Genomic DNA, 17,720 nt, shown 5'->3' on the forward strand with positions numbered 1-17,720 from the left:
CGGCTCCCGAACCCCTCACAATCCCCTCTGTTCGCACCTTTCTGTAACCGTTCCTGTTCACACCGTTGACACCTCGTGCACCTCCCCTTACTGTCCTCGCCAATATTCCGATCATGCGACGACATTTCGAACGGCTTGAGTGAGGTCCGCCGGCTGATCACTCGCCCTTGACAGTCCCAGGACGCGAAGTGCCGCCATCTCCTCAACGACGAGAAGAACAAGGAACAATCACGATGCTCAATCGAAGAGCCGTCCTTGCCGGAGCCGCTTTACTCGCCTTCCCCTTGTCCGCCTGCGGCAAGGAGGGCGAAGGCAGCTCCAGCGGCACTTCCGGGGGCGGTTCCCAGGGCGGTACCGTCGGCATCGCCATGCCGACCCGCGCCTCCGAGCGCTGGCTCACCGACGGCAGGACCCTCGTCGCGGGCCTGAAGGCCATGGAGTACAAGTCCAAGCTGGTCTACGGCGACGACGACCCGAAGGCCCAGGTCTCCCAGATCGAGAAACTGATCCAGCAGGGTGTCGACGCACTGGTCATCGCGGCCATCGACAACACGTCGCTGAACGGCGTGCTGAAGAAGGCGGCCGCCGCGGAGATACCGGTGATCGCCTACGACCGGCTCATCCTCGGCACCAAGGACGTCGACTACTACGTCTCCTTCGACAACGAGATGGTCGGCCGGATGCAGGCCCACTTCATCATCGAGAAGCTCGGTCTGGAGGACGGCGAGGGCCCGTTCAACATCGAGCTGTTCGCCGGTTCGCCCGACGACAACAACACCAAGTACTTCTTCGACGGTTCGATGGCGCTCCTGCAGCCGTTCCTGGACAACAAGCAGTTGATCGTGCCGTCCGGCCAGACCGCGCTCGAAAAGATCACCACCCTGCGCTGGGACGGGCCCACCGCGCAGAAGCGCATGACCGACATCCTCAACGGGTCCTACGGCGCCAGGACGGTCGACGCGGTCCTGTCGCCCTACGACGGCATCTCCAGGGGTGTCCTGGCCGCGCTGACCCTGGACGGCTACGGCACCGGCGCCAAGCCCCTCCCCGTCGTCACCGGCCAGGACGCCGAACTGGCCTCGGTGAAGTCGATCATCGCGGGCGGACAGTCGCAGACCGTCTACAAGGACGTCCGCCGGCTCGCCGACGCCGCCGCGAACATGGTCGACGAGATACTCAACGACCGCGTGGTCTCGATCGACAACTCCGTGACCTACAAGAACGGCGTCAAGCCCGTCCCCGCCGTCCTCCTGCAGCCGACGAGCGTCGACAAGTCCAACTACGACGTGCTGATCTCGGACGAGTACTTCACCGCCGACGAGCTCAAATAGCGGCGCGACCTCGACGTGAACGGCCCCGGACCATGATCGGTCCGGGGCCTTCCGGTTGGTGCCCCCGGCAGCGGTGTTCGTTCCTGCCGGCTGCTGTCCACGCAGGTCGGAAGCGCCTGGCAGGATTCTTGATGCGGCTCGTGGCCGCGGACGTCCCCGAGTCGCGAAGGCGCGCGCGCCTTGCCTGCGTCGTGTGCTCGGCGCACGCTGGTCGTATGGGTGCTCACGACGGTGGCCCTACGCTCATCACTTCCGTGCGGCGGGCCCTCCGGCTGCTGGAGGCGGTGAGCGCGCACGAGAACGGCGCGCCGGCGAAGCAGCTGGCGCGTGAGACGGGACTGCCTCTGGCCACGGCCTATCACCTGCTGCGGACGCTGGTCCACGACGGATACGTACGGAAGCTGGACGACGGCGGATTCGTCCTGGGCGACAAACTGCAGACGCTGCACACCACGGGCCGCGGGCAGGCGCTGCTCAGCCGTGTCCGTCCCACGCTCGCCGCTCTGCGGGACGAACTCGCGACCGCCGCCTACCTCACCTTCTACGAGGAGGGCGAGATCCGGGTCGCCGAGATCGTCGACGGCCCTCAGGCGCCCCGTGTCGACCTCTGGGTGGGATTCGAGGACGCGGGACACGCGACCGCGCTGGGCAAGTCCGTGCTGCGAGAACTGGACGACGAGGCCCGCAAGGACTACCTCTCCCGGCACCACCTCGCCGACCTCACACCACGGACCATCACCAGCCCTCCGGAGCTGCTCCGGCGACTCGACTCCTCACCCGTGGCCCCGGCCGTCACGGACCTGGAGGAGTACGCCCTCGGTACGGTCTGTGTCGCCGTGCCCGTCTACAGCGGGGACACACTCGGCTCGCTCGGCGTCTCACTGCGGGCGGACCGGCTCTCCCGACTCGAGGAGATTCTGGAGCGGCTGATCCCGACCGCGAGTCGCGTGACCAGGGGCCTCTCGCTCACTATCTGAAAATCCTCTCCTTGTGGCGCCCGGACCGACCCTCTTTCCTGGATGAAAGAGACATTTCGGGAGTGCGCCCCGCGCGCAGGTGAGGACTACGGACGAAGCATGAGTCACGCCCGAGGCGACCACCGGCCGATACGGCCGTTCAGGAACCGAGCGGCCGGTGCCGGGTCGGCGGCCCGGAAACGTGCCGCCGTACGGCTGGCCGCCGGTACACCCGTACTGCCCGTGCTGATCGTCTCCGTCGTCGTGCTCATCGATGTCGCGTGCGGAGCAGGGACGATCTGGCTGCCGCTGCTCGCTGCCGGGCCCGCGCTGGCCGCCACCACCAGCGGGCCGCGCGGAGTCCTCTGTGTCGGCCTTCTCGCCGCGGTGCTGGGCGCGACGCTCGGAACCCGGGACGGCGTCCCGGGACAAGAACTGACGGCCGTACTGTCCGCCCTGGCGGCCGTCACGCTGGCAAGTGGCCTCGCCAGCGCGCTGCGCGGGCGTCGTGAACGGGTGCTCGCGGCCGTCCGCTCCGTCGCGGAGGCCGCCCAGCATGCGCTCCTCAAGCCCGTACCGGCGACCGTCGGCCCGTTCCAGGTGGCCGTCCGCTACAGCGCCGCGGCGGCGGAGGCCCGTATCGGCGGGGACCTCTACGCGCTGGTGCCCACCCCGTACGGGGTCAGGCTGATCGTCGGCGATGTGCGCGGCAAGGGGCTGCCGGCGGTGGGGACCGCCGCACTCGTACTCGGTGTCTTCCGTGAGGCCGCCTATGACGAGCCCGATCTCCTCGCCGTCGTCGACAGGATCGAGCGGAGCCTGGCGCGCAACCTCGGTTGCGACGACTTCGTCACCGCCGTGGTCGCCGGATACCCGCAGGAAGGCCACCTGGAGCTGGTCAACTGTGGACACGCGCCTCCGCTGCTGGTGCGTGAATCCGGCGCCGTCGTGGCGGTGGAGCCCGCCCATCCGGCCCCGCCCCTCGGGCTGCGCGCCCTCACGGACGAGACCCCCAGCCTCCAGGTGCTGCCCTTCGCAGACGGGGATCAACTGTTGCTCTACACCGATGGGGTCACCGAGGCCCGCAACCACGGCCGTGAGTTCTACCCGCTCGCCGAAGGGCTGGCCCGCCACCTGTCCGCCGACCCGGCCGGCACCCTCACCGCGCTCCATGACGAACTGCTGGCGCATGTGGGCGGCCGACTGCACGACGACGCGGCGCTGCTCCTGCTCCGCAAACCTGCCGTTTCCGAAGCGACAGTTCTCTGCCGCGGGCGCGGGCGACGGAAGTCGGGCTGCCGAGAGGCTCGGGTCCTGCCGATTCGTCCGCTCACGCAGACGGCCCCGGACGAGAAGTCCGAGGCCGGATAAAGCGTGGTGCCCTCGGCAGGATTCGAACCTGCGACACCGGCTTTAGGAGAGCCGTGCTCTATCCCCTGAGCTACGAAGGCATGGTGCGGGCCGGTAGGCCCGTGGCACCGCGGCCAGTGTAGCGGGTGGCGGGGCGGCGATCAGCGGGTCAGGGGAGGGCCGGAGTGCTCGACGACTCGGCCGTACGGGACCTCACGCCGTCGGCACGCGCGTGAACCTGCCCGCCGTGTGGAAGTCCCGCTCGATGGCCGTCGCCGTCGCCCGCAGTTCGGGCAGCAGGTCGCTCACGCACTCCGCGGGCGTACGCCGGGTCGTGTGCATCGCCGTGTTCAGAGCCGCGACCACCCGGCCGGTACGGTCCCGCACGGGAACAGCGATCGAGCGCAGGCCCTCCTCCAGTTCCTCGTCGACGAGGGCGTAGCCCTGGGTCCGTACGTCGGTGAGGACCTGCGCGAGGGCCCTGGGGTCCGTCAGGGTGCGGGACGTCAGCGGGCGCAGGTCGCCGAGTGTGCGCTGCGCCGCGGGGAGGCCGGCGAGGAGTACGCGGCCCATGGAGGTCGCGTAGGCCGGGAGCCGTGTGCCGACCGTGAGGTTCACGCTCATCACGCGGTTCGTCGCCACCCTCGCCGTGTACTGGATCTCCTCGCCGGGAGGTGTCAGCACCGCCAGCGACGCCGACTCGTGGATGCGGGAGGTCAGCCCCGCCAGATGGGGTGTCGCGATCTCCGGCAAGGACGTGCGGGACAGCGGCGGGAAGCCGAGCGACAGCACGCGCGGCGTCAGCGTGAACGTGCGGTGCGGGGTCGCCGTCACCAGGCCCAGGTGCTCGTAGGTGATCAGCGCCCTGCGTGCCGTCGCCCGCGCCAGGCCCGTCGCCTTCGCCACCTCCGTCAGGGTCAGGGAGGCCCGGCCCTCGCCGAAGGCGGTCAGGACCGTCAGACCGCGGGCCAGGGACTCGATGAACTCCCTGCCGAGTTCCTGCTTGGACGCGCCGGTCCAGGTCGCCAGCCCCGACGGGGTCCCGGTCACGGAGGGCTCCGTCTCCCGCAGCTCCCGCTCCATGTCCGCCACCGCCGCCCGCAGCCGCGGCAGCAGGGTGTCGCGCAGGTCCGCCGCGGTGTGCCGGCTGGTGTGGCTCACGACGCTCGCCGCGCACGCGATCCGTCCGGTACGGGGGTCGCGTACGGGGACCGAGACCGCCACCAGACCCGGTTCGATCAACTGGTCGTCCAGGGCCCAGCCCGTGGACTCCGTGTCGAGCGCCCGTCGCTCGAACTCCCCTTCCGGGTCGCCGTGTTCACGCGGGGGTACGGCCGGGAAGCCCTGGTCCCGCGGGTCCGCCGCCCGGCGGGCGCGCCAGACCTGCCACTCCGGCTCGTCCCACTCCGCCGCGAACAGGGCGCCGGGCGCGGTGCGTTCGGCCGGGAGCAGGTCGCCGATGCGGAAGCTGAGGGACATCGCGCGGCGACGGGTGGCCTGGTGGATGAAGCGGACGCCGTCGCGGTCGGCGACCGCCAGCGACACGGACTCGTCCAGCTCGTCGGCGAGCGCGTCCGCCCGCGAGGACAGGGACGCCGGCAGGCGCAGGGCGGCCAGATAGGCGTTGCCGAGTTCCATCAGACGGGGGGCCAGGAGCACGTCACGGCCGTCCAGGCGGACGTATCCCATGCGTGCCAGCGTCGAGGTGATGCGGTCGACCGTGGAGCGGGCGAGGCCCGTGGCGCGTTCCAGCGCGCTCGGGCTCAGCGTGCCGCCCGCCTCGGTGAGCTCCCGCAGCACGGCGACACCGCGGATCAGCGGCGTGACCGCCTCCGCGGGCACGGCGGCGGAGCCGGTCACAACGTCCATGGTCGTCTTCGCGGGCATCGGCTCTCCGTACGGCGGTCGCAGGACGCCTACCGTAATCCCGACCTGCCCGTCCTTACCGCCGCGTCACCCGCACCCGGTAGTCCCCGGCCGGATCCGCCCCCGCCACCGTGATCCGGATGCCCTTCCTGCGGTCCTCGAAGTCCTCGCCGGGCGTGAAGGGGGCGTCGGAGAGTTCCGCGTGGACGTTCGGGCTGCGGGTGCAGCCGCCGCTGTCGCGCTCGGAGTCGTAGACCGTCACCGGTCCCATGCCGGTGTCCACGTCCGCGTTGACCTTGTAGATCAGCAGGCCGGGCCGGCACACGGCCTCGTCGTTGCCCTCGCGGGTGCGCAGCTCGACGGCGTACCCGGTGCGGCCGCTGACCGGGACGAAGAGCAGCTTGGAGCCGCCCTCGCGGGCCAGCGGGGTCAGCGTGTACTCGGTGGTGCCCGGCGTCGTCACACAGCTGACCTGGGACGTGTCCAGCCATCCCAGCTTCCACTTGTGCCAGCCGAGGAGGTCGTTGTTGGCGCCCCAGTCCTCGCTCATGATGTCCCAGTGGCCGACCGAGCCGCCGCCGTTCGCCGTGTAGAGGTCGGGCAGGCCGAAGACATGGCCGTTCTCGTGGGGCAGGACGCGGTAGCCGGTCTGCGCGTAGGAGCCGGAGCCGTCGTCCTGGCGGGAGTAGACGAAGGACGCGTTGGCGACCGGGACGCCGTCGGCGACCGGGGCGTCGGGGTTGCCGGCGAAGGTCACCGACAGGACCGTGTCCAGCGCGGAGGGGCCGGCGTTTGGGGTGACCAGCACGTTCAGGAAGTCGTACGACCGGAAGTCCACCTTCGGGTCGGCGGCGGCCACGATGTCCTGGACCAGGTCCCGGTAGCCGGGGTCGAAGGGGGCGCCACGCTCTATGCCGTACGACGCGAAGGACTTCGGCATGCGCAGCCACCCGGGGATCGGTGTCTCGGCGCGGTAGTCGAGACGGCCGTAGGAACTGGTGCGGAACCAGTCCTGGGTCTGCGGGACGAACTCGTCGAAGCGGTCCAGAGCCCTGCCCCGGCCCGGCGCGTCCGAGAAGTCGATCATCAGGGTGAGGGCGCGGACGGTGCCGGTGGAGCGGGAGTAGCCGCCGGGGGTGGGGACGCCCTCCGACATCTGGACCGCGGTGCCGCCGCGGATCATGCAGGGGCCGTGGGCGGAGCTGCGGGCCAGCGCGACCGGTCCGGCCCCCGCCGGCGTGGGCAGCGCCCTGAGGTGTCCGGTGCCGGCCGAGGTGCACACCCCGAGCGTCAGCGCGGTCACGGACACGAGGGCGGCCAGGCGGCGCGGACGTATCCGACGGCTGGTCTGCTGCATGCACGGCCCTCTCCGTCCACGGCAGCCGCAGGTCCACGGGCTGCACCCTTTCGATCACCCTGTGTCGAAGGGATGCGGGGGCGCGCGCTGGAGGAGACCGAACGTGGGTTTCTTGGATCGGGGCTTGTGACTCAGGTCACATGAAATCTCTCCCTCAACCTGAAATAACCGGGGAGCGTCTCCCCGTTTAGACCTGTGTCCGCGTGAAACGGGGAGAGCTTCCCCGGATCGCCCACCACCTGCCCGAGGAGCACACCGTGACCGCGACCACTGTGCAGAAGAAGGTGACCCGGCCCCGTGCCGACGCCCTGCGCAACCGGGAGCGCATCGTCACCGCCGCCCAGGAGATGTTCACCGAGTTCGGCCCCGATGTGCCGCTCGACGAGATCGCCCGCCGCGCCGGCGTCGGAAACGCCACGGTGTACCGCAACTTCCCCGACCGCGACGCACTCGTCCGCGAGGTCGTCTGCACCGTCATGGACCGGACGACGGAGGCGGCCGAGCTCGCGCTCGCCGAGACCGGGGACGCCTTCGAGGCTCTGGAGCGCTTCGTGCACACCTCCGCCGACGAGCGGGTCAGCGCGCTGTGCCCGATGGTCCAGAGCACCTTCGACCAGAACCACCCGGACCTGGAGGCCGCGCGACTGCGGTGCGAGGAGCTGATCGTGGAGCTCATGGACCGCGCCAAGGCGGCCGGACAGCTCCGCACCGACGTGGAGTCCGGCGACCTCATGATCGTCGTGGCCCAGCTCAGCCGGCCCCCGTCCGGTGCCGCCTGCCACAGTGCCGACCGCTTCGTCCACCGCCATCTGCAGCTGTTCCTCGACGGACTGCGGGCCCCGGCCCGATCCGTCCTGCCGGGCACGGCCATGACCATGGAGGACCTGCGCCAGGCCTGACCGATCAGTTCAGAGCTTCACAGCAGTCAAGAAGACCGACGTTCACCGGCCGTCACCGACGACGGACCGTCCCCTTGCCAATCCTTTTTTCCGTCACGAAGTCCCGAAGTGGGTAACCCCATGTCTGAAACAGCCTCCAAGGCTCCCGGATCGGCCGCCGTCACCGGCGACCCCAACCGCTGGAAAGCGCTCATCTTCATCGCGCTCGCCCAGCTGATGGTCGTCCTCGACGCGACCATCGTGAACATCGCCCTGCCCTCCGCCCAGACCGACCTGGGCATCTCCGACGGCAACCGGCAGTGGGTCGTCACGGCCTATGCCCTCGCCTTCGGTGGTCTGCTCCTGTTCGGTGGCCGGATCGCCGACCTGTGGGGCCGCAAGAACGCCTTCGTCGTCGGTCTGATCGGTTTCGCCGCGGCCTCCGCGCTCGGTGGCGCCGCCACCAACGAGGCGATGATGTTCGGCGCCCGCGCCCTCCAGGGTGTCTTCGGTGCCCTGCTCGCGCCCGCCGCGCTCTCCCTGCTCGCCGTGATGTTCACGGACGCCAAGGAGCGTGCCAAGGCGTTCGGCATCTACGGTGCGATCGCCGGTGGCGGTGGCGCCGTGGGCTTCATCCTCGGCGGTGTGCTGACCGAGTACATGGACTGGCGCTGGACGTTCTTCGTCAACATCCCGTTCGCGATCGTCGCCGCGCTCGGCGCGTACTTCGTCATCCGTGAGCCCGAGGGCGGCCGCAACCGCAACCCGCTCGACATACCCGGCGTCCTGCTCTCCACCCTGGGCCTGGTCGCGCTGGTCTACGGCTTCACCCGCGCCGAGTCCAACGGCTGGGGCGACTCCACGACCGTGGGCATGTTCGTCGCCTCCGCGGTGCTGCTGATCGCCTTCGTCGTCACCGAGGCCAAGGTCAAGGCCCCGCTGCTGCCCCTGCGCGTCGTCACCGACCGCAACCGCGGTGGTGTCTACCTCTCGCTCGGTATCGCGATCATCGCGATGTTCGGCACGTTCCTCTTCCTGACCTACTACCTGCAGATCGTGAAGGGCTACACGCCGATCAAGACCGGCTTCGCCTTCATGCCGATGATCGTCGGCATGATGGTCGGCTCGACCCAGATCGGCACCCGCCTGATGACCCGGCTGCCGGCCCGCGCGCTGATGGGCCCCGGCTTCCTGGTCGCCGCGGTCGGCATGCTCTTCATGACGCAGCTGGAGATCGGCTCGTCGTACGCCTCGATCATCCTGCCCGCGATGCTGCTGCTCGGTCTCGGCATGGGTACGGCGTTCATGCCCGCCATGTCCCTGGCCACCCTGGGCGTCGAGCCCCGGGACGCCGGTGTCGCCTCCGCGATGGTCAACACCTCGCAGCAGGTGGGCGGCGCGATCGGTACGGCCCTGCTGAACACGATCGCCGCGTCGGCCACGACCTCCTACATCAGCGACCACATCGGCTCCGCGAGCACCCGCTCGCAGCAGCAGCTGGTCCAGCTCCAGGGCCAGGTGCACGGCTACACCAACGCGATCTGGTTCGCCGTCGGCATGCTGGCTCTCGCCGCGGTCATCGTGGTGGTCCTCGTCAACTCCGGCAAGCCCGACACCTCTGTGGTCACCGGCTCCGGCGAAGGCGCCGAGGACGAGCTGCCGATTCCGGTCGTGGCTCACTGAGTCACTGACGACGACCGCCAGGTCGTACCCCTTCGGGCCGTTCGTACGTACGGGGATGGGGACGCTCCGCACGTACGAACCCCAGGATCTGCCCTGGTTCTGCTGAGTGAGCGGCTCAGCGGAGCCAGGGCAGGTCCGCACCCGCTTCGTTGGGCTGGAGTCCCTCGGCGACGATCTGCATGATCTCGCCGAGGGACTTCTGCTGTTCCGGGGTGAGCCGGTCGAACACGGCGTTCCGTACGACGGCCACATGGCCCGGCGCGGCCTGCGCGAGCATCTCCCGGCCCTGCTCCGTCAGCACCGCGAACTGGCCGCGCTTGTCGGAGGGGCAGTCCTCACGCCGTACCCAGCCGTTCTTCTCCAGGCGGGCGACGGCGTGCGAGAGGCGGGAGCGGGTGATCTTCGCGTGCATGGCCAGCTCGGTCATGCGCAGCCGCTGCTCCGGGGACTCGGCGAGCTTGACGAGAAGGCCGTAGTAGATGTGCGGCATGCCCGCGTCACGCTGGAGCTGGCGGTCCATGTGGTCTTCGAGAAGGGTTGTCGCATGTACGTAGGAGCGCCAGACGAGCTGCTCCTCGGCGGTCAGCCAGCGCGGCTCTTCAGCGGTCGGGGATGGGGATGCCGTGTTCATGTTTCCCATCGTACGAGAGCTCTCCTTGAATGTTAAACAAGTTCGACGTACACTTTTTTCGTCAGACGTTTTAGACTTCAAGCAACACCGTCCGGAGGGAGCCGCCGTCATGTCCGCCGCCACCCAGGAACGCATGCCTGCGCTCTACCTCAGCCATGGCGCCCCACCCCTCGCCGACGACCCGGTCTGGCCCGGTGAGCTCGCAGCCTGGTCCGCGGACCTGCCACGCCCCAAGGCGATCCTCATGGTCTCCGCCCACTGGGAGGAGGCCCCCCTCGCGCTGGGCGCGGTGGAGACCGTCCCGCTCGTCTACGACTTCTGGGGCTTCCCCGAGCACTACTACAAGGTGAAGTACGAGGCTCCCGGCGCCCCGCGGCTCGCCGAGTCCGTACGCAAGCTGCTGCGCGCCCCGGGCGTCCCGGTGCAGGACATCCCGGACCGCGGCCTCGACCACGGCGCCTACGTCCCGCTCGTCGAGATGTTCCCCGAGGCCGACATCCCGGTCCTGCAGATCTCCATGCCCACCCTCGACCCCGTCAAGCTCATGGAGATCGGGCGCAAGCTCGCGCCGCTGCGCGACGAGGGCGTGCTGATCGTGGGCTCCGGGTTCTTCACCCACAACCTGGCCGCGCTGCGGCAGGGCGGCATCCCCGCGTGGTCGGCGGAGTTCGACGACTGGGGGCACCACGCGCTGGACAAGGGCGACGTGGACTCCCTGCTCGACTTCCTCCACAAGTCCCCGGCCGGCCGCCTCGCCCACCCGCGCACCGAGCACTTCGCGCCCCTGTTCGTGACGATGGGGGCCGCGGACGCGGCCGGTGAGCTGGGGGACCAGAAGTCGGTGATCGACGGGTTCTGGATGGGGCTGGCGAAGCGGTCGGTGCAGTTCGGCTGACGGTTGCGGGGAGAGGGCTTGGCTAGAGGTCCTTCTCGAACCAGGCTACGTCCCAGTAGCGGTCGAACTTCCGGCCCACTTCCCGGTACGTGCCGACGTACCGGAAGTCGAAGCGCTCGTGCAGCCGTTGCGAGGCCTCGTTGGGCTGGGCGATACCGGCATAGGCCCGATGGACGTCCTCGTCGGCCAGCGCCTCGAACAGGGCCTTGTAGAGAAGTGTGCCGATGCCGCGGCCGCCCGCGTGCGGGGCGAGATAGATCGTCACCTCCACCGAGGTCGCGTAGGCGGGCTTCGGGCGGAACGGGCTGGATGTGGCGTAGCCGAGAATTTCCTGTGAGTCCGCGTCCGCGGCAACTTTTAGGAGGTACGGACCGTCTTCAGGGTGGGAGAGCAGCCAAGGGCGGCGCTCCTCCGGGGTGAAGACGGATGTATCGAAGGTGATCGGCGTCTCACGCACGTAGTGGTTGTAGATGTCGGTGAGCGCTCTGAGGTCACCCTCGACTCCCGGCCTGACCTGCACCTCTGTACGCTCTGTCGTCATCCGACCTCCTCATGTGGCCGCACAGGGTACTGCATGATCAGAAAAATAGGGGAGCAGGTTGGGAATTCTGTCCTGATTCCAGTCGTTGTTTCCATCGGAAGCAGGGCACCCGAGGACAGTGCCAGGACGGTGCCAGGCTCCGACAGGACCACCCGCCAGCCCACCATCGCAAGGGAGCACGCATGGCAACCCGTGCCGTCGCCCGTCGTAAGTCCGCCAATGGCGGGACCGACGCGGCAAGCAGTGTTCGCGCCCATGGCGGCGAGATCGCCGATCGCGACCTGGTCGGCATGTACCTCGACGAGATCGCGCGTACACCGCTGCTCGACGCCGCCAAGGAGGTCGAGCTGTCACAGATCATCGAGGCGGGTGTGTTCGCCCGACAGCTTCTCGACGGATTCGAGGAGTCCAAGGCGGACGCCACCCGTGAGGAGCTCGAGGCGCTGGTCGACGAGTCCGAGCGGGCCAAGGACGTCTTCATCCGCTCGAACCTCCGCCTGGTCGTCGCCGTCGCGCGCCGCTACCCCCGTGCCGGTCTGCCTCTGCTCGACCTGATCCAGGAGGGCAACGCCGGTCTGGTGCGCGCGGTCGAGAAGTTCGACTACCGCAAGGGCTTCAAGTTCTCGACGTACGCGACCTGGTGGATCCGTCAGGCCATCACCCGCTCGATAGCGGACCAGTCCCGCACCATCCGCCTCCCCGTCCACCTGGTCGAGGAGCTGGGCCGGATCCGCCGTGTGCAGCGCGAGTTCAACCGCGAGCACGGCCGTGACCCGGAGCCCGCGGAGATCGCCGCCGAGCTCGGCTCGAACGCAGGCCGTGTAGTCGACGTCCTGGACTGGGCCCGCGACCCGGTCTCGCTGAACATGGCGGTGGACGACGACGGCGACACCCAGTTCGGCGACCTGCTCGAGGACACCTCCGCGGTCTCCCCGGAGCAGTCGGTGCTGACGCTGCTGCGCAGCGAGGAGCTGGACGACCTGATCGGCCGCCTCGACCAGCGCACGGCCTCCATCATCAAGATGCGCTACGGCATCGAGGACGGCCGGGAGCGCACGCTGACCGAGGTCGGCAAGGAGCACGGACTGACGCGCGAGCGCATCCGGCAGATCGAGAAGCACGCACTGCTGGAGCTGAAGAAGCTCGCCCGGGACACCGGGTTCGACGCGGCGGCGTAAGGGCTGGGACACGGCTTGCCTCAAGGGCCGTGTGCCCGCGTGCGCCGGGTCGTGAAAGGCGCAAACACGGCGGTGTCAGGCCGCTTCAACAGGCAGGACCCTGGGAAAAAGACTTCAGGGCCCATGAGTTCGGGTCCCGGGCGACAGTCCGGGCCCTCATGACCAAGTCCCGACGCACTCCCCCCGGCGCCGGGACTCTCCGCGAGCCGGACTTCGGCGCTCTCCCCCCGGGTGCCGGGGTCCGGCTCTGCCCTTTTCGGGGCGGGTGGCGCGCGGGTTCGGGACGGAGGGGTTCAGGCCGGAGGGGTTTGCGGCTCCTCGGTGGCCCACCCTGGAACCGGCGTCCGCGTGAACCCGCTCACACCGGCAAGCTATGCCCATGTGACACAATCTGCCATCCGGCGGGCATCCCCGGGGTTCAGGTACGGGGAAGCCCGCCGTCCAGCATGCCGCGAAGCCGTCCGGCCCCACCCGGGCGCGGCTCGGCCCGGCCGGGTCACCCACCCGCCGCCCGGCTCAGCCGCCCGCCCAGGTCCCTTACGCATCGCACGAGTTCCTCAGGCTCCCGTACCGTGAACTCGCAGTCCGCCATCGCCAGCCGGACCGCCATCCACTCCACGGGATCGCCCACGGTCGTCCGCAGCCGGCACCGCCCTTCCGTCAACTCCTCCGGCGCCCCGAGCCACTTCGGCAGCCGCGCCGCGATGTGGGAGGCCGGCGCCTCGAAGGTCACGTCGATCCCGTACGTCTCCTGCCGCCGGTACATCGACTGCCGCAGATACTCCGCCGCGCTCCCCGTCGGCAGCTCCCGCGGAGCGAACCGCGCCCCGGTCGCGAACGGCTCGCTCACCCGGTCGACCCGGAAGGTCCGCCAGTCGGTGCGATCGAGGTCGTAGGCGACGAGATACCACCGCTGCCCCGTCGACACCAGCCGATACGGCTCGACCACGCGCCGCGAGTCGACCCCGTCCTTCGCCCGGTAGGCGAACCGCAGCCGCTCGTGACCGGCCACGGTGGAGGCCATCACGGTCAGCGTCTCCGGCGCGATGCTCGCCCCGTCCCCGCTGGTCAGCGGTGTCGTCGCGGCCTGCAGGGTCGACACCCGGTGGCGCAGCCGGGACGGCAGCACCTGCTCCAGCTTCGCCAGCGCCCGTACCGATGCCTCGTCGACGCCCTCCAGCGCGTGCCCGGCCCCGGCCCGCAGCCCCACCGCGATCGCCACCGCCTCCTCGTCGTCCAGGACGAGCGGTGGCATCGCCTTCCCCGCGACCAGCCGATAGCCGCCGTCGGCCCCTTTCGTCGCCTGCACGGGATAGCCCAGCTCGCGCAGCCGGTCGATGTCCCGCCGCACGGTACGGCGGGAGACGCCGAGGCGGTCGGAGAGCTCGCCTCCCGGCCATTCCCGCGGGGTCTGGAGGAGGGAGAGGAGCTGGAGGAGCCGTGCCGGGGTGTCCGTCGTCATGAGTTCGAGGATGCCGTAGAAGTAGGACACGATCTGACCTAATGGGGTCGTAGCTTCGAGACATGACCTCCACCGAACCCTTTGTGGACAGCCAGACAGGCCAGACGTCCCAGCCCGACCGTCGTCGCTGGTTCGCCCTCGCGATCGTGATGACCGCGGCCTTCATGGACCTCGTCGACGTCACGATCGTCAACATCGCGATCCCGTCCATCCAGGCCGAGGCGGGCGCGTCCGTCAGCCAGATCCAGTGGATCACCGCCGGCTACGCGCTCGCCTTCGCCGCCGGCCTCATCACCGGTGGACGGCTCGGTGACATCCACGGCCGCAAGCGGCTGTTCCTCGTCGGCATCGGCGGCTTCACCGTCGCCTCCGCGCTGTGCGGCTTCGCCGCGAACCCGGAGATGCTGGTCGCCGCGCGGATCCTGCAGGGCGCCATGGCGGCACTGATGGTGCCGCAGGTGCTGTCGATCGTGCACGCGACGTTCCCGGCGCACGAGCGCGGCAAGGTGTTCGGGCTCTTCGGTGCGATCGTCGGCCTGGGCGCGGTGTCCGGGCCGCTGCTCGGCGCGCTGCTGACGGAGTGGAACCTGTTCGGTCTGGAGTGGCGCCCGATCTTCCTCATCAACCTGCCGGTCGGCATCGCGGGCCTGATCCTCGGCAGCCGCTACATCACCGAGTCCAGGGCGCCGCGCGCGCTGAAGCTGGACCTGGTGGGCGTCGCCCTGGTGACGCTGGGTCTGCTCATGCTGCTCTACCCGCTGACCCGCGGCCGTGAGCTGGACTGGCCGCTGTGGGGGCATCTGTCGATGGGCGGCGCGCTCGTCGTCTTCGGGGCGCTGGTGGCGTACGAGCGGCGCAAGAGCGCGCGGGACGGCTCCCCGCTGGTCGAACTGTCGCTGTTCAAGGTGAAGAGCTTCGCGGCGGGCATCGCGGTGCAGACCGTGTTCGGGATCGGGCTCGGCATCTTCTTCCTGGTGTGGACGCTCTACATGCAGACCGGTCTGGGCTGGCGTCCGCTGAAGGCGGGTCTGACCGGCGTCCCGTTCTCGATCGCGGTCTCCGTGGCGGCGGGCCTGTCCGTGCAGAAGCTGGTTCCGCGCTTCGGCCGCAAGGTGCTCCAGGCGGGTGCGCTCACCATGGCGGCGGGCGTCCTGCTCTACCTCTGGGAGGCCGACCGCTACGGCATGTCCATCGCCCCCTGGCAGATGGCCCTGCCCCTGGTCGTGATGGGCGTGGGCATGGGCCTGATCTTCGCCCCGCTGACCGACATGGTGCTCTCGGGCGTCCCGCGCGAGCACGCCGGCTCGGCGTCCGGCCTGATCAACACGGTGCAGCAGATGGGCAACGCGCTCGGACTCGGTCTGGTCTCGGTGGTCTTCTTCGGCACGATCGCCGACGATCTGCGGCCCGTCGACGTGGGACCGGCCTTCGTGAACGCCTTCCAGCACGCGCTGTGGTGGGTGGCCGCGGTGATGGGCGTGATCTTCCTGCTGATGTTCGCGCTGCCGAAGAGGGCGGTGCAGCATCTGGAGGGGGCCGAGGCGACGGAGGCGCCTGTGGGTCCGGTGGGGGAGAAGGAGCCGGAGCTCGTCTGAACGCGGAGGAAAAGGCCCGGCACCTGGGTTCCACCCGGGGCGCCGGGCCTTCCGTCTGCCGTGAGCAGGCCCGACGGACCGGCCTGGGGCGGGCGGAAGTCCGTTCCTGTCCGACCTTCAGGCCCGTTCATGTCCGAGTGATGCCCGAACCTGTTTACTTTCTGGAAATCCGGGCGTAGCCTCCGAGCGAAACCACAAGTTCGGGCATCGGTCGGGAACGACCGGACGGTGAGTCGGAGGCGAACGGACATGTACGCACCGGAGCGGCAGCAGGAGATCCTCCGGCTCGCGCGTGACGGCGGGCGGGTGGACGTGGTGTCGCTGGCCGAGGCGTTCCAGGTCACCGCGGAGACGATCCGCCGGGACCTCAAGGCCCTCGACCGCGCGGGCCTGCTCCGCCGGGTGCACGGCGGTGCCATCCCCGCCGGGCGCCTCGACTTCGAGCCGGACCTCGCCGAGCGCGAGACGACGGCGGCCGACGAGAAGGACCACATCGCCAAGGCCGCCCTCGCGGAACTGCCGACCGAGGGCACCCTGATCCTCGACGCCGGCACGACGGTGGCGCGCCTCGCCGCCGCCATCCCGCTGGAGGCCTCCCTCACCGTCGTCACGCACAGCCTGCCGATCGCGGCCCGCCTCGCGGACCACCCCGGCATCCAACTCCACCTCGTCGGGGGGCGCGTGCGGCACCGTACGCGCGCCGCCGTCGACGCCTGGGCGCTCCGCGCGTACGGCGAGATCCGGGCCGATGTCCTTTTTGTGGCGGCCAACGGCTTCTCCGCCGACCATGGCCTGACCACCCCCGACCTCGCCGAGGCCGCGGTGAAGCGGGCGGCTGTGGCCGCCGCCCGCCGCGTGGTGCTGCTCGCCGACTCCGCCAAGCACGGCCAGGAGCACTTCGCCCGCTTCGGCGACCTGGGCGACGTGGACCTGCTGATCACCGACAGCGGGCTGAGCCCCGAAGACGCCACCGCGATCGAACGCGGCGGCACGGAAGTAGTGCGCGCATGATCCTCACCGTCACCCCGAACCCGTCCCTGGACCGCACGTACGAGGTTCCGTCACTGGAGCGCGGCGAGGTCATCCGCGCGACCGGCGAGCGCATGGACCCCGGCGGCAAGGGCGTGAACGTCTCGCGCGCCGTGACGGCCGCCGGTCGGCGCACGGTCGCGGTACTGCCCCTGGGCGGTGCGCCGGGGGCGCTCGTGGCGGATCTGCTCCACGCGCAGGGCATCGAGGTCGCGCCGGTCCCGGTCGCGGGCGCCACCCGCTCGAACATCGCGCTCGCGGAGGCGGACGGGGTGCTCACGAAGATCAACGCGCCGGGTCCCGAGCTGTCGCCGGAGGAGCAGGAGCTGCTCCTGGAGACGGTGCGCGCGCAGTCGCGCGACGCGGACTGGATCGCGTGCTGCGGGAGCCTGCCGCGGGGGCTCGCGCCGTCGTGGTACGCCGAGGTGGTCGCGCGGGCACACGCCGGAGGTGCGCGGATCGCGCTGGACACCTCGGGGCGTGCGCTGCTGGAGGCGCTGCGCGAGCGGCCCGACGTGGTGAAGCCGAACGCGGAGGAGCTCGCGGAAGCCGTCGGGCGCCCCCTGTCGACCGTGGGCGACGCGGTGAAGGCGGCCGAGGAACTGCGCGAGATGGGCGCACGCGCCGTGCTCGCGAGCCTGGGCGCGGACGGACAACTGCTCGTGGACGGCGCGGGCGCCTGGTTCGCGAGCGCGCGGGTGGACGCCGTCCGCAGCAACGTGGGCGCCGGCGACTCCTCCCTGGCCGGCTTCCTGATCGCCGGCGGCAGCGGCCCGGCGGCCCTGGCCTCGGCGGTCGCACACGGCGCGGCGGCGGTACAGCTGCCGGGCAGCGTGATGCCGACGCCGGACGACCTGGACCCGGCGGCGGTCTCGGTGACGGCCGAGGTGCCGGTGGACCGTGCGCTGAAGGAGCCGGTGTCATGAGCGACCTGACGGCTGCTACGACGGTGTCGGCGCCGGTGGCGT

At 70.2% G+C, this 17,720-nt stretch carries 15 protein-coding genes and 1 tRNA gene; 10 read left to right on the plus strand and 6 right to left on the minus strand.

Translation table 11 applies throughout. The features are described 5' to 3' along the window. Window positions 1-233 precede the first annotated feature (233 nt). From chvE to ACWD3I_RS04735, 3 genes are all read left to right on the plus strand, one after another. Window positions 234-1,331: a multiple monosaccharide ABC transporter substrate-binding protein gene (gene chvE / locus ACWD3I_RS04725; protein WP_365394175.1), complete on the plus strand. Its 1,098-nt coding sequence runs from the start codon at window positions 234-236 to the stop codon at window positions 1,329-1,331. A gap of 215 nt (window positions 1,332-1,546) precedes the next feature. Continuing rightward, window positions 1,547-2,308, plus strand: coding sequence for an IclR family transcriptional regulator (locus ACWD3I_RS04730; RefSeq protein ID WP_266891081.1), 762 nt, complete (start codon window positions 1,547-1,549; stop codon window positions 2,306-2,308). 99 nt (window positions 2,309-2,407) lie between these two features. Continuing rightward, window positions 2,408-3,658, plus strand: coding sequence for a PP2C family protein-serine/threonine phosphatase (locus tag ACWD3I_RS04735; RefSeq protein ID WP_365394174.1), 1,251 nt, complete (start codon window positions 2,408-2,410; stop codon window positions 3,656-3,658). Window positions 3,659-3,662: 4 nt separating this feature from the next. On the opposite strand, the gene ACWD3I_RS04740 is transcribed toward ACWD3I_RS04735, so the two are convergent. From ACWD3I_RS04740 to ACWD3I_RS04750, 3 genes are all read right to left on the minus strand, one after another. Next, a tRNA-Arg gene (locus ACWD3I_RS04740) sits at window positions 3,663-3,738 on the minus strand. A gap of 112 nt (window positions 3,739-3,850) precedes the next feature. Then, a complete protein-coding gene (locus tag ACWD3I_RS04745; protein WP_365394173.1) occupies window positions 3,851-5,524 on the minus strand; it encodes an IclR family transcriptional regulator domain-containing protein in 1,674 nt (557 codons plus the stop codon). Window positions 5,525-5,579: 55 nt separating this feature from the next. Continuing rightward, window positions 5,580-6,860 carry a M6 family metalloprotease domain-containing protein gene (locus ACWD3I_RS04750; protein ID WP_365394172.1) on the minus strand — a complete coding sequence of 427 codons (1,281 nt, stop codon included), beginning with the start codon at window positions 6,858-6,860 and terminating at the stop codon, window positions 5,580-5,582. Between the two features lie 257 nt (window positions 6,861-7,117). Here ACWD3I_RS04750 and ACWD3I_RS04755 point away from each other — a divergent pair, with 257 nt between their 5' ends. Further along, window positions 7,118-7,759 (plus strand): TetR/AcrR family transcriptional regulator, encoded by a 642-nt coding sequence (locus ACWD3I_RS04755; RefSeq protein WP_365394171.1) that lies wholly within the window; start codon window positions 7,118-7,120, stop codon window positions 7,757-7,759. Window positions 7,760-7,879: 120 nt separating this feature from the next. Continuing rightward, a complete protein-coding gene (locus ACWD3I_RS04760) occupies window positions 7,880-9,421 on the plus strand; it encodes an MFS transporter (protein ID WP_365394170.1) in 1,542 nt (513 codons plus the stop codon). A 115-nt stretch (window positions 9,422-9,536) separates the two neighbouring features. Here the strand turns inward: ACWD3I_RS04760 and ACWD3I_RS04765 are convergent, their stop codons facing one another. Continuing rightward, the gene (locus tag ACWD3I_RS04765) at window positions 9,537-10,052 is read right to left on the minus strand and encodes a MarR family winged helix-turn-helix transcriptional regulator (protein ID WP_365394169.1); all 516 of its coding nucleotides are present in this window, start codon (window positions 10,050-10,052) and stop codon (window positions 9,537-9,539) included. Between the two features lie 109 nt (window positions 10,053-10,161). On the opposite strand from ACWD3I_RS04765, the gene ACWD3I_RS04770 reads away from it, so the two are divergent. Continuing rightward, entirely contained in the window at window positions 10,162-10,947 is a 786-nt protein-coding gene (locus ACWD3I_RS04770) for a dioxygenase family protein (RefSeq protein WP_365394168.1), read from the plus strand. A gap of 22 nt (window positions 10,948-10,969) precedes the next feature. On the opposite strand, the gene ACWD3I_RS04775 is transcribed toward ACWD3I_RS04770, so the two are convergent. Next, entirely contained in the window at window positions 10,970-11,488 is a 519-nt protein-coding gene (locus tag ACWD3I_RS04775) for a GNAT family N-acetyltransferase (RefSeq protein ID WP_365394167.1), read from the minus strand. A 182-nt stretch (window positions 11,489-11,670) separates the two neighbouring features. On the opposite strand from ACWD3I_RS04775, the gene ACWD3I_RS04780 reads away from it, so the two are divergent. After that, a complete protein-coding gene (locus ACWD3I_RS04780; RefSeq protein ID WP_365394166.1) occupies window positions 11,671-12,666 on the plus strand; it encodes a sigma-70 family RNA polymerase sigma factor in 996 nt (331 codons plus the stop codon). 496 nt (window positions 12,667-13,162) lie between these two features. Here the strand turns inward: ACWD3I_RS04780 and ACWD3I_RS04785 are convergent, their stop codons facing one another. Beyond that, complete coding sequence (locus tag ACWD3I_RS04785) at window positions 13,163-14,128, minus strand: helix-turn-helix transcriptional regulator (RefSeq protein WP_365394249.1); 966 nt, start codon at window positions 14,126-14,128, stop codon at window positions 13,163-13,165. 62 nt (window positions 14,129-14,190) lie between these two features. Between ACWD3I_RS04785 and ACWD3I_RS04790 the strand changes: the two genes are divergently transcribed. The 3 genes from ACWD3I_RS04790 to pfkB all read left to right on the plus strand — a co-directional run bounded on the left by ACWD3I_RS04790 (window position 14,191) and on the right by pfkB (window position 17,678). Continuing rightward, window positions 14,191-15,723 (plus strand): MFS transporter, encoded by a 1,533-nt coding sequence (locus tag ACWD3I_RS04790; RefSeq protein ID WP_365394165.1) that lies wholly within the window; start codon window positions 14,191-14,193, stop codon window positions 15,721-15,723. A gap of 249 nt (window positions 15,724-15,972) precedes the next feature. Beyond that, window positions 15,973-16,734 (plus strand): DeoR/GlpR family DNA-binding transcription regulator, encoded by a 762-nt coding sequence (locus ACWD3I_RS04795; protein WP_365394164.1) that lies wholly within the window; start codon window positions 15,973-15,975, stop codon window positions 16,732-16,734. Then, window positions 16,731-17,678, plus strand: coding sequence for a 1-phosphofructokinase (gene pfkB, locus ACWD3I_RS04800; protein WP_365394163.1), 948 nt, complete (start codon window positions 16,731-16,733; stop codon window positions 17,676-17,678). The genes ACWD3I_RS04795 and pfkB overlap by 4 nt, the downstream gene beginning before the upstream one ends. The last annotated feature ends 42 nt before the right edge of the window (window positions 17,679-17,720 follow it).

The organism is Streptomyces sp. NPDC002817, assembly GCF_053592055.1.

What these genes read in the sequence shown, in the direction of transcription:
- chvE (WP_365394175.1), top strand. Translation starts at nt 234, where the DNA reads ATGCTCAATCGAAGAGCCGTCCTTGCCGGAGCCGCTTTACTCGCCTTC.
- ACWD3I_RS04730 (WP_266891081.1), top strand. Translation starts at nt 1,547, where the DNA reads ATGGGTGCTCACGACGGTGGCCCTACGCTCATCACTTCCGTGCGGCGG.
- ACWD3I_RS04735 (WP_365394174.1), top strand. Translation starts at nt 2,408, where the DNA reads ATGAGTCACGCCCGAGGCGACCACCGGCCGATACGGCCGTTCAGGAAC.
- ACWD3I_RS04745 (WP_365394173.1), bottom strand. Translation starts at nt 5,524, where the DNA reads ATGCCCGCGAAGACGACCATGGACGTTGTGACCGGCTCCGCCGCCGTG.
- ACWD3I_RS04750 (WP_365394172.1), bottom strand. Translation starts at nt 6,860, where the DNA reads ATGCAGCAGACCAGCCGTCGGATACGTCCGCGCCGCCTGGCCGCCCTC.
- ACWD3I_RS04760 (WP_365394170.1), top strand. Translation starts at nt 7,880, where the DNA reads ATGTCTGAAACAGCCTCCAAGGCTCCCGGATCGGCCGCCGTCACCGGC.
- ACWD3I_RS04765 (WP_365394169.1), bottom strand. Translation starts at nt 10,052, where the DNA reads ATGAACACGGCATCCCCATCCCCGACCGCTGAAGAGCCGCGCTGGCTG.
- ACWD3I_RS04770 (WP_365394168.1), top strand. Translation starts at nt 10,162, where the DNA reads ATGTCCGCCGCCACCCAGGAACGCATGCCTGCGCTCTACCTCAGCCAT.
- ACWD3I_RS04775 (WP_365394167.1), bottom strand. Translation starts at nt 11,488, where the DNA reads ATGACGACAGAGCGTACAGAGGTGCAGGTCAGGCCGGGAGTCGAGGGT.
- ACWD3I_RS04780 (WP_365394166.1), top strand. Translation starts at nt 11,671, where the DNA reads ATGGCAACCCGTGCCGTCGCCCGTCGTAAGTCCGCCAATGGCGGGACC.
- ACWD3I_RS04785 (WP_365394249.1), bottom strand. Translation starts at nt 14,128, where the DNA reads ATGACGACGGACACCCCGGCACGGCTCCTCCAGCTCCTCTCCCTCCTC.
- ACWD3I_RS04790 (WP_365394165.1), top strand. Translation starts at nt 14,191, where the DNA reads ATGACCTCCACCGAACCCTTTGTGGACAGCCAGACAGGCCAGACGTCC.
- ACWD3I_RS04795 (WP_365394164.1), top strand. Translation starts at nt 15,973, where the DNA reads ATGTACGCACCGGAGCGGCAGCAGGAGATCCTCCGGCTCGCGCGTGAC.
- pfkB (WP_365394163.1), top strand. Translation starts at nt 16,731, where the DNA reads ATGATCCTCACCGTCACCCCGAACCCGTCCCTGGACCGCACGTACGAG.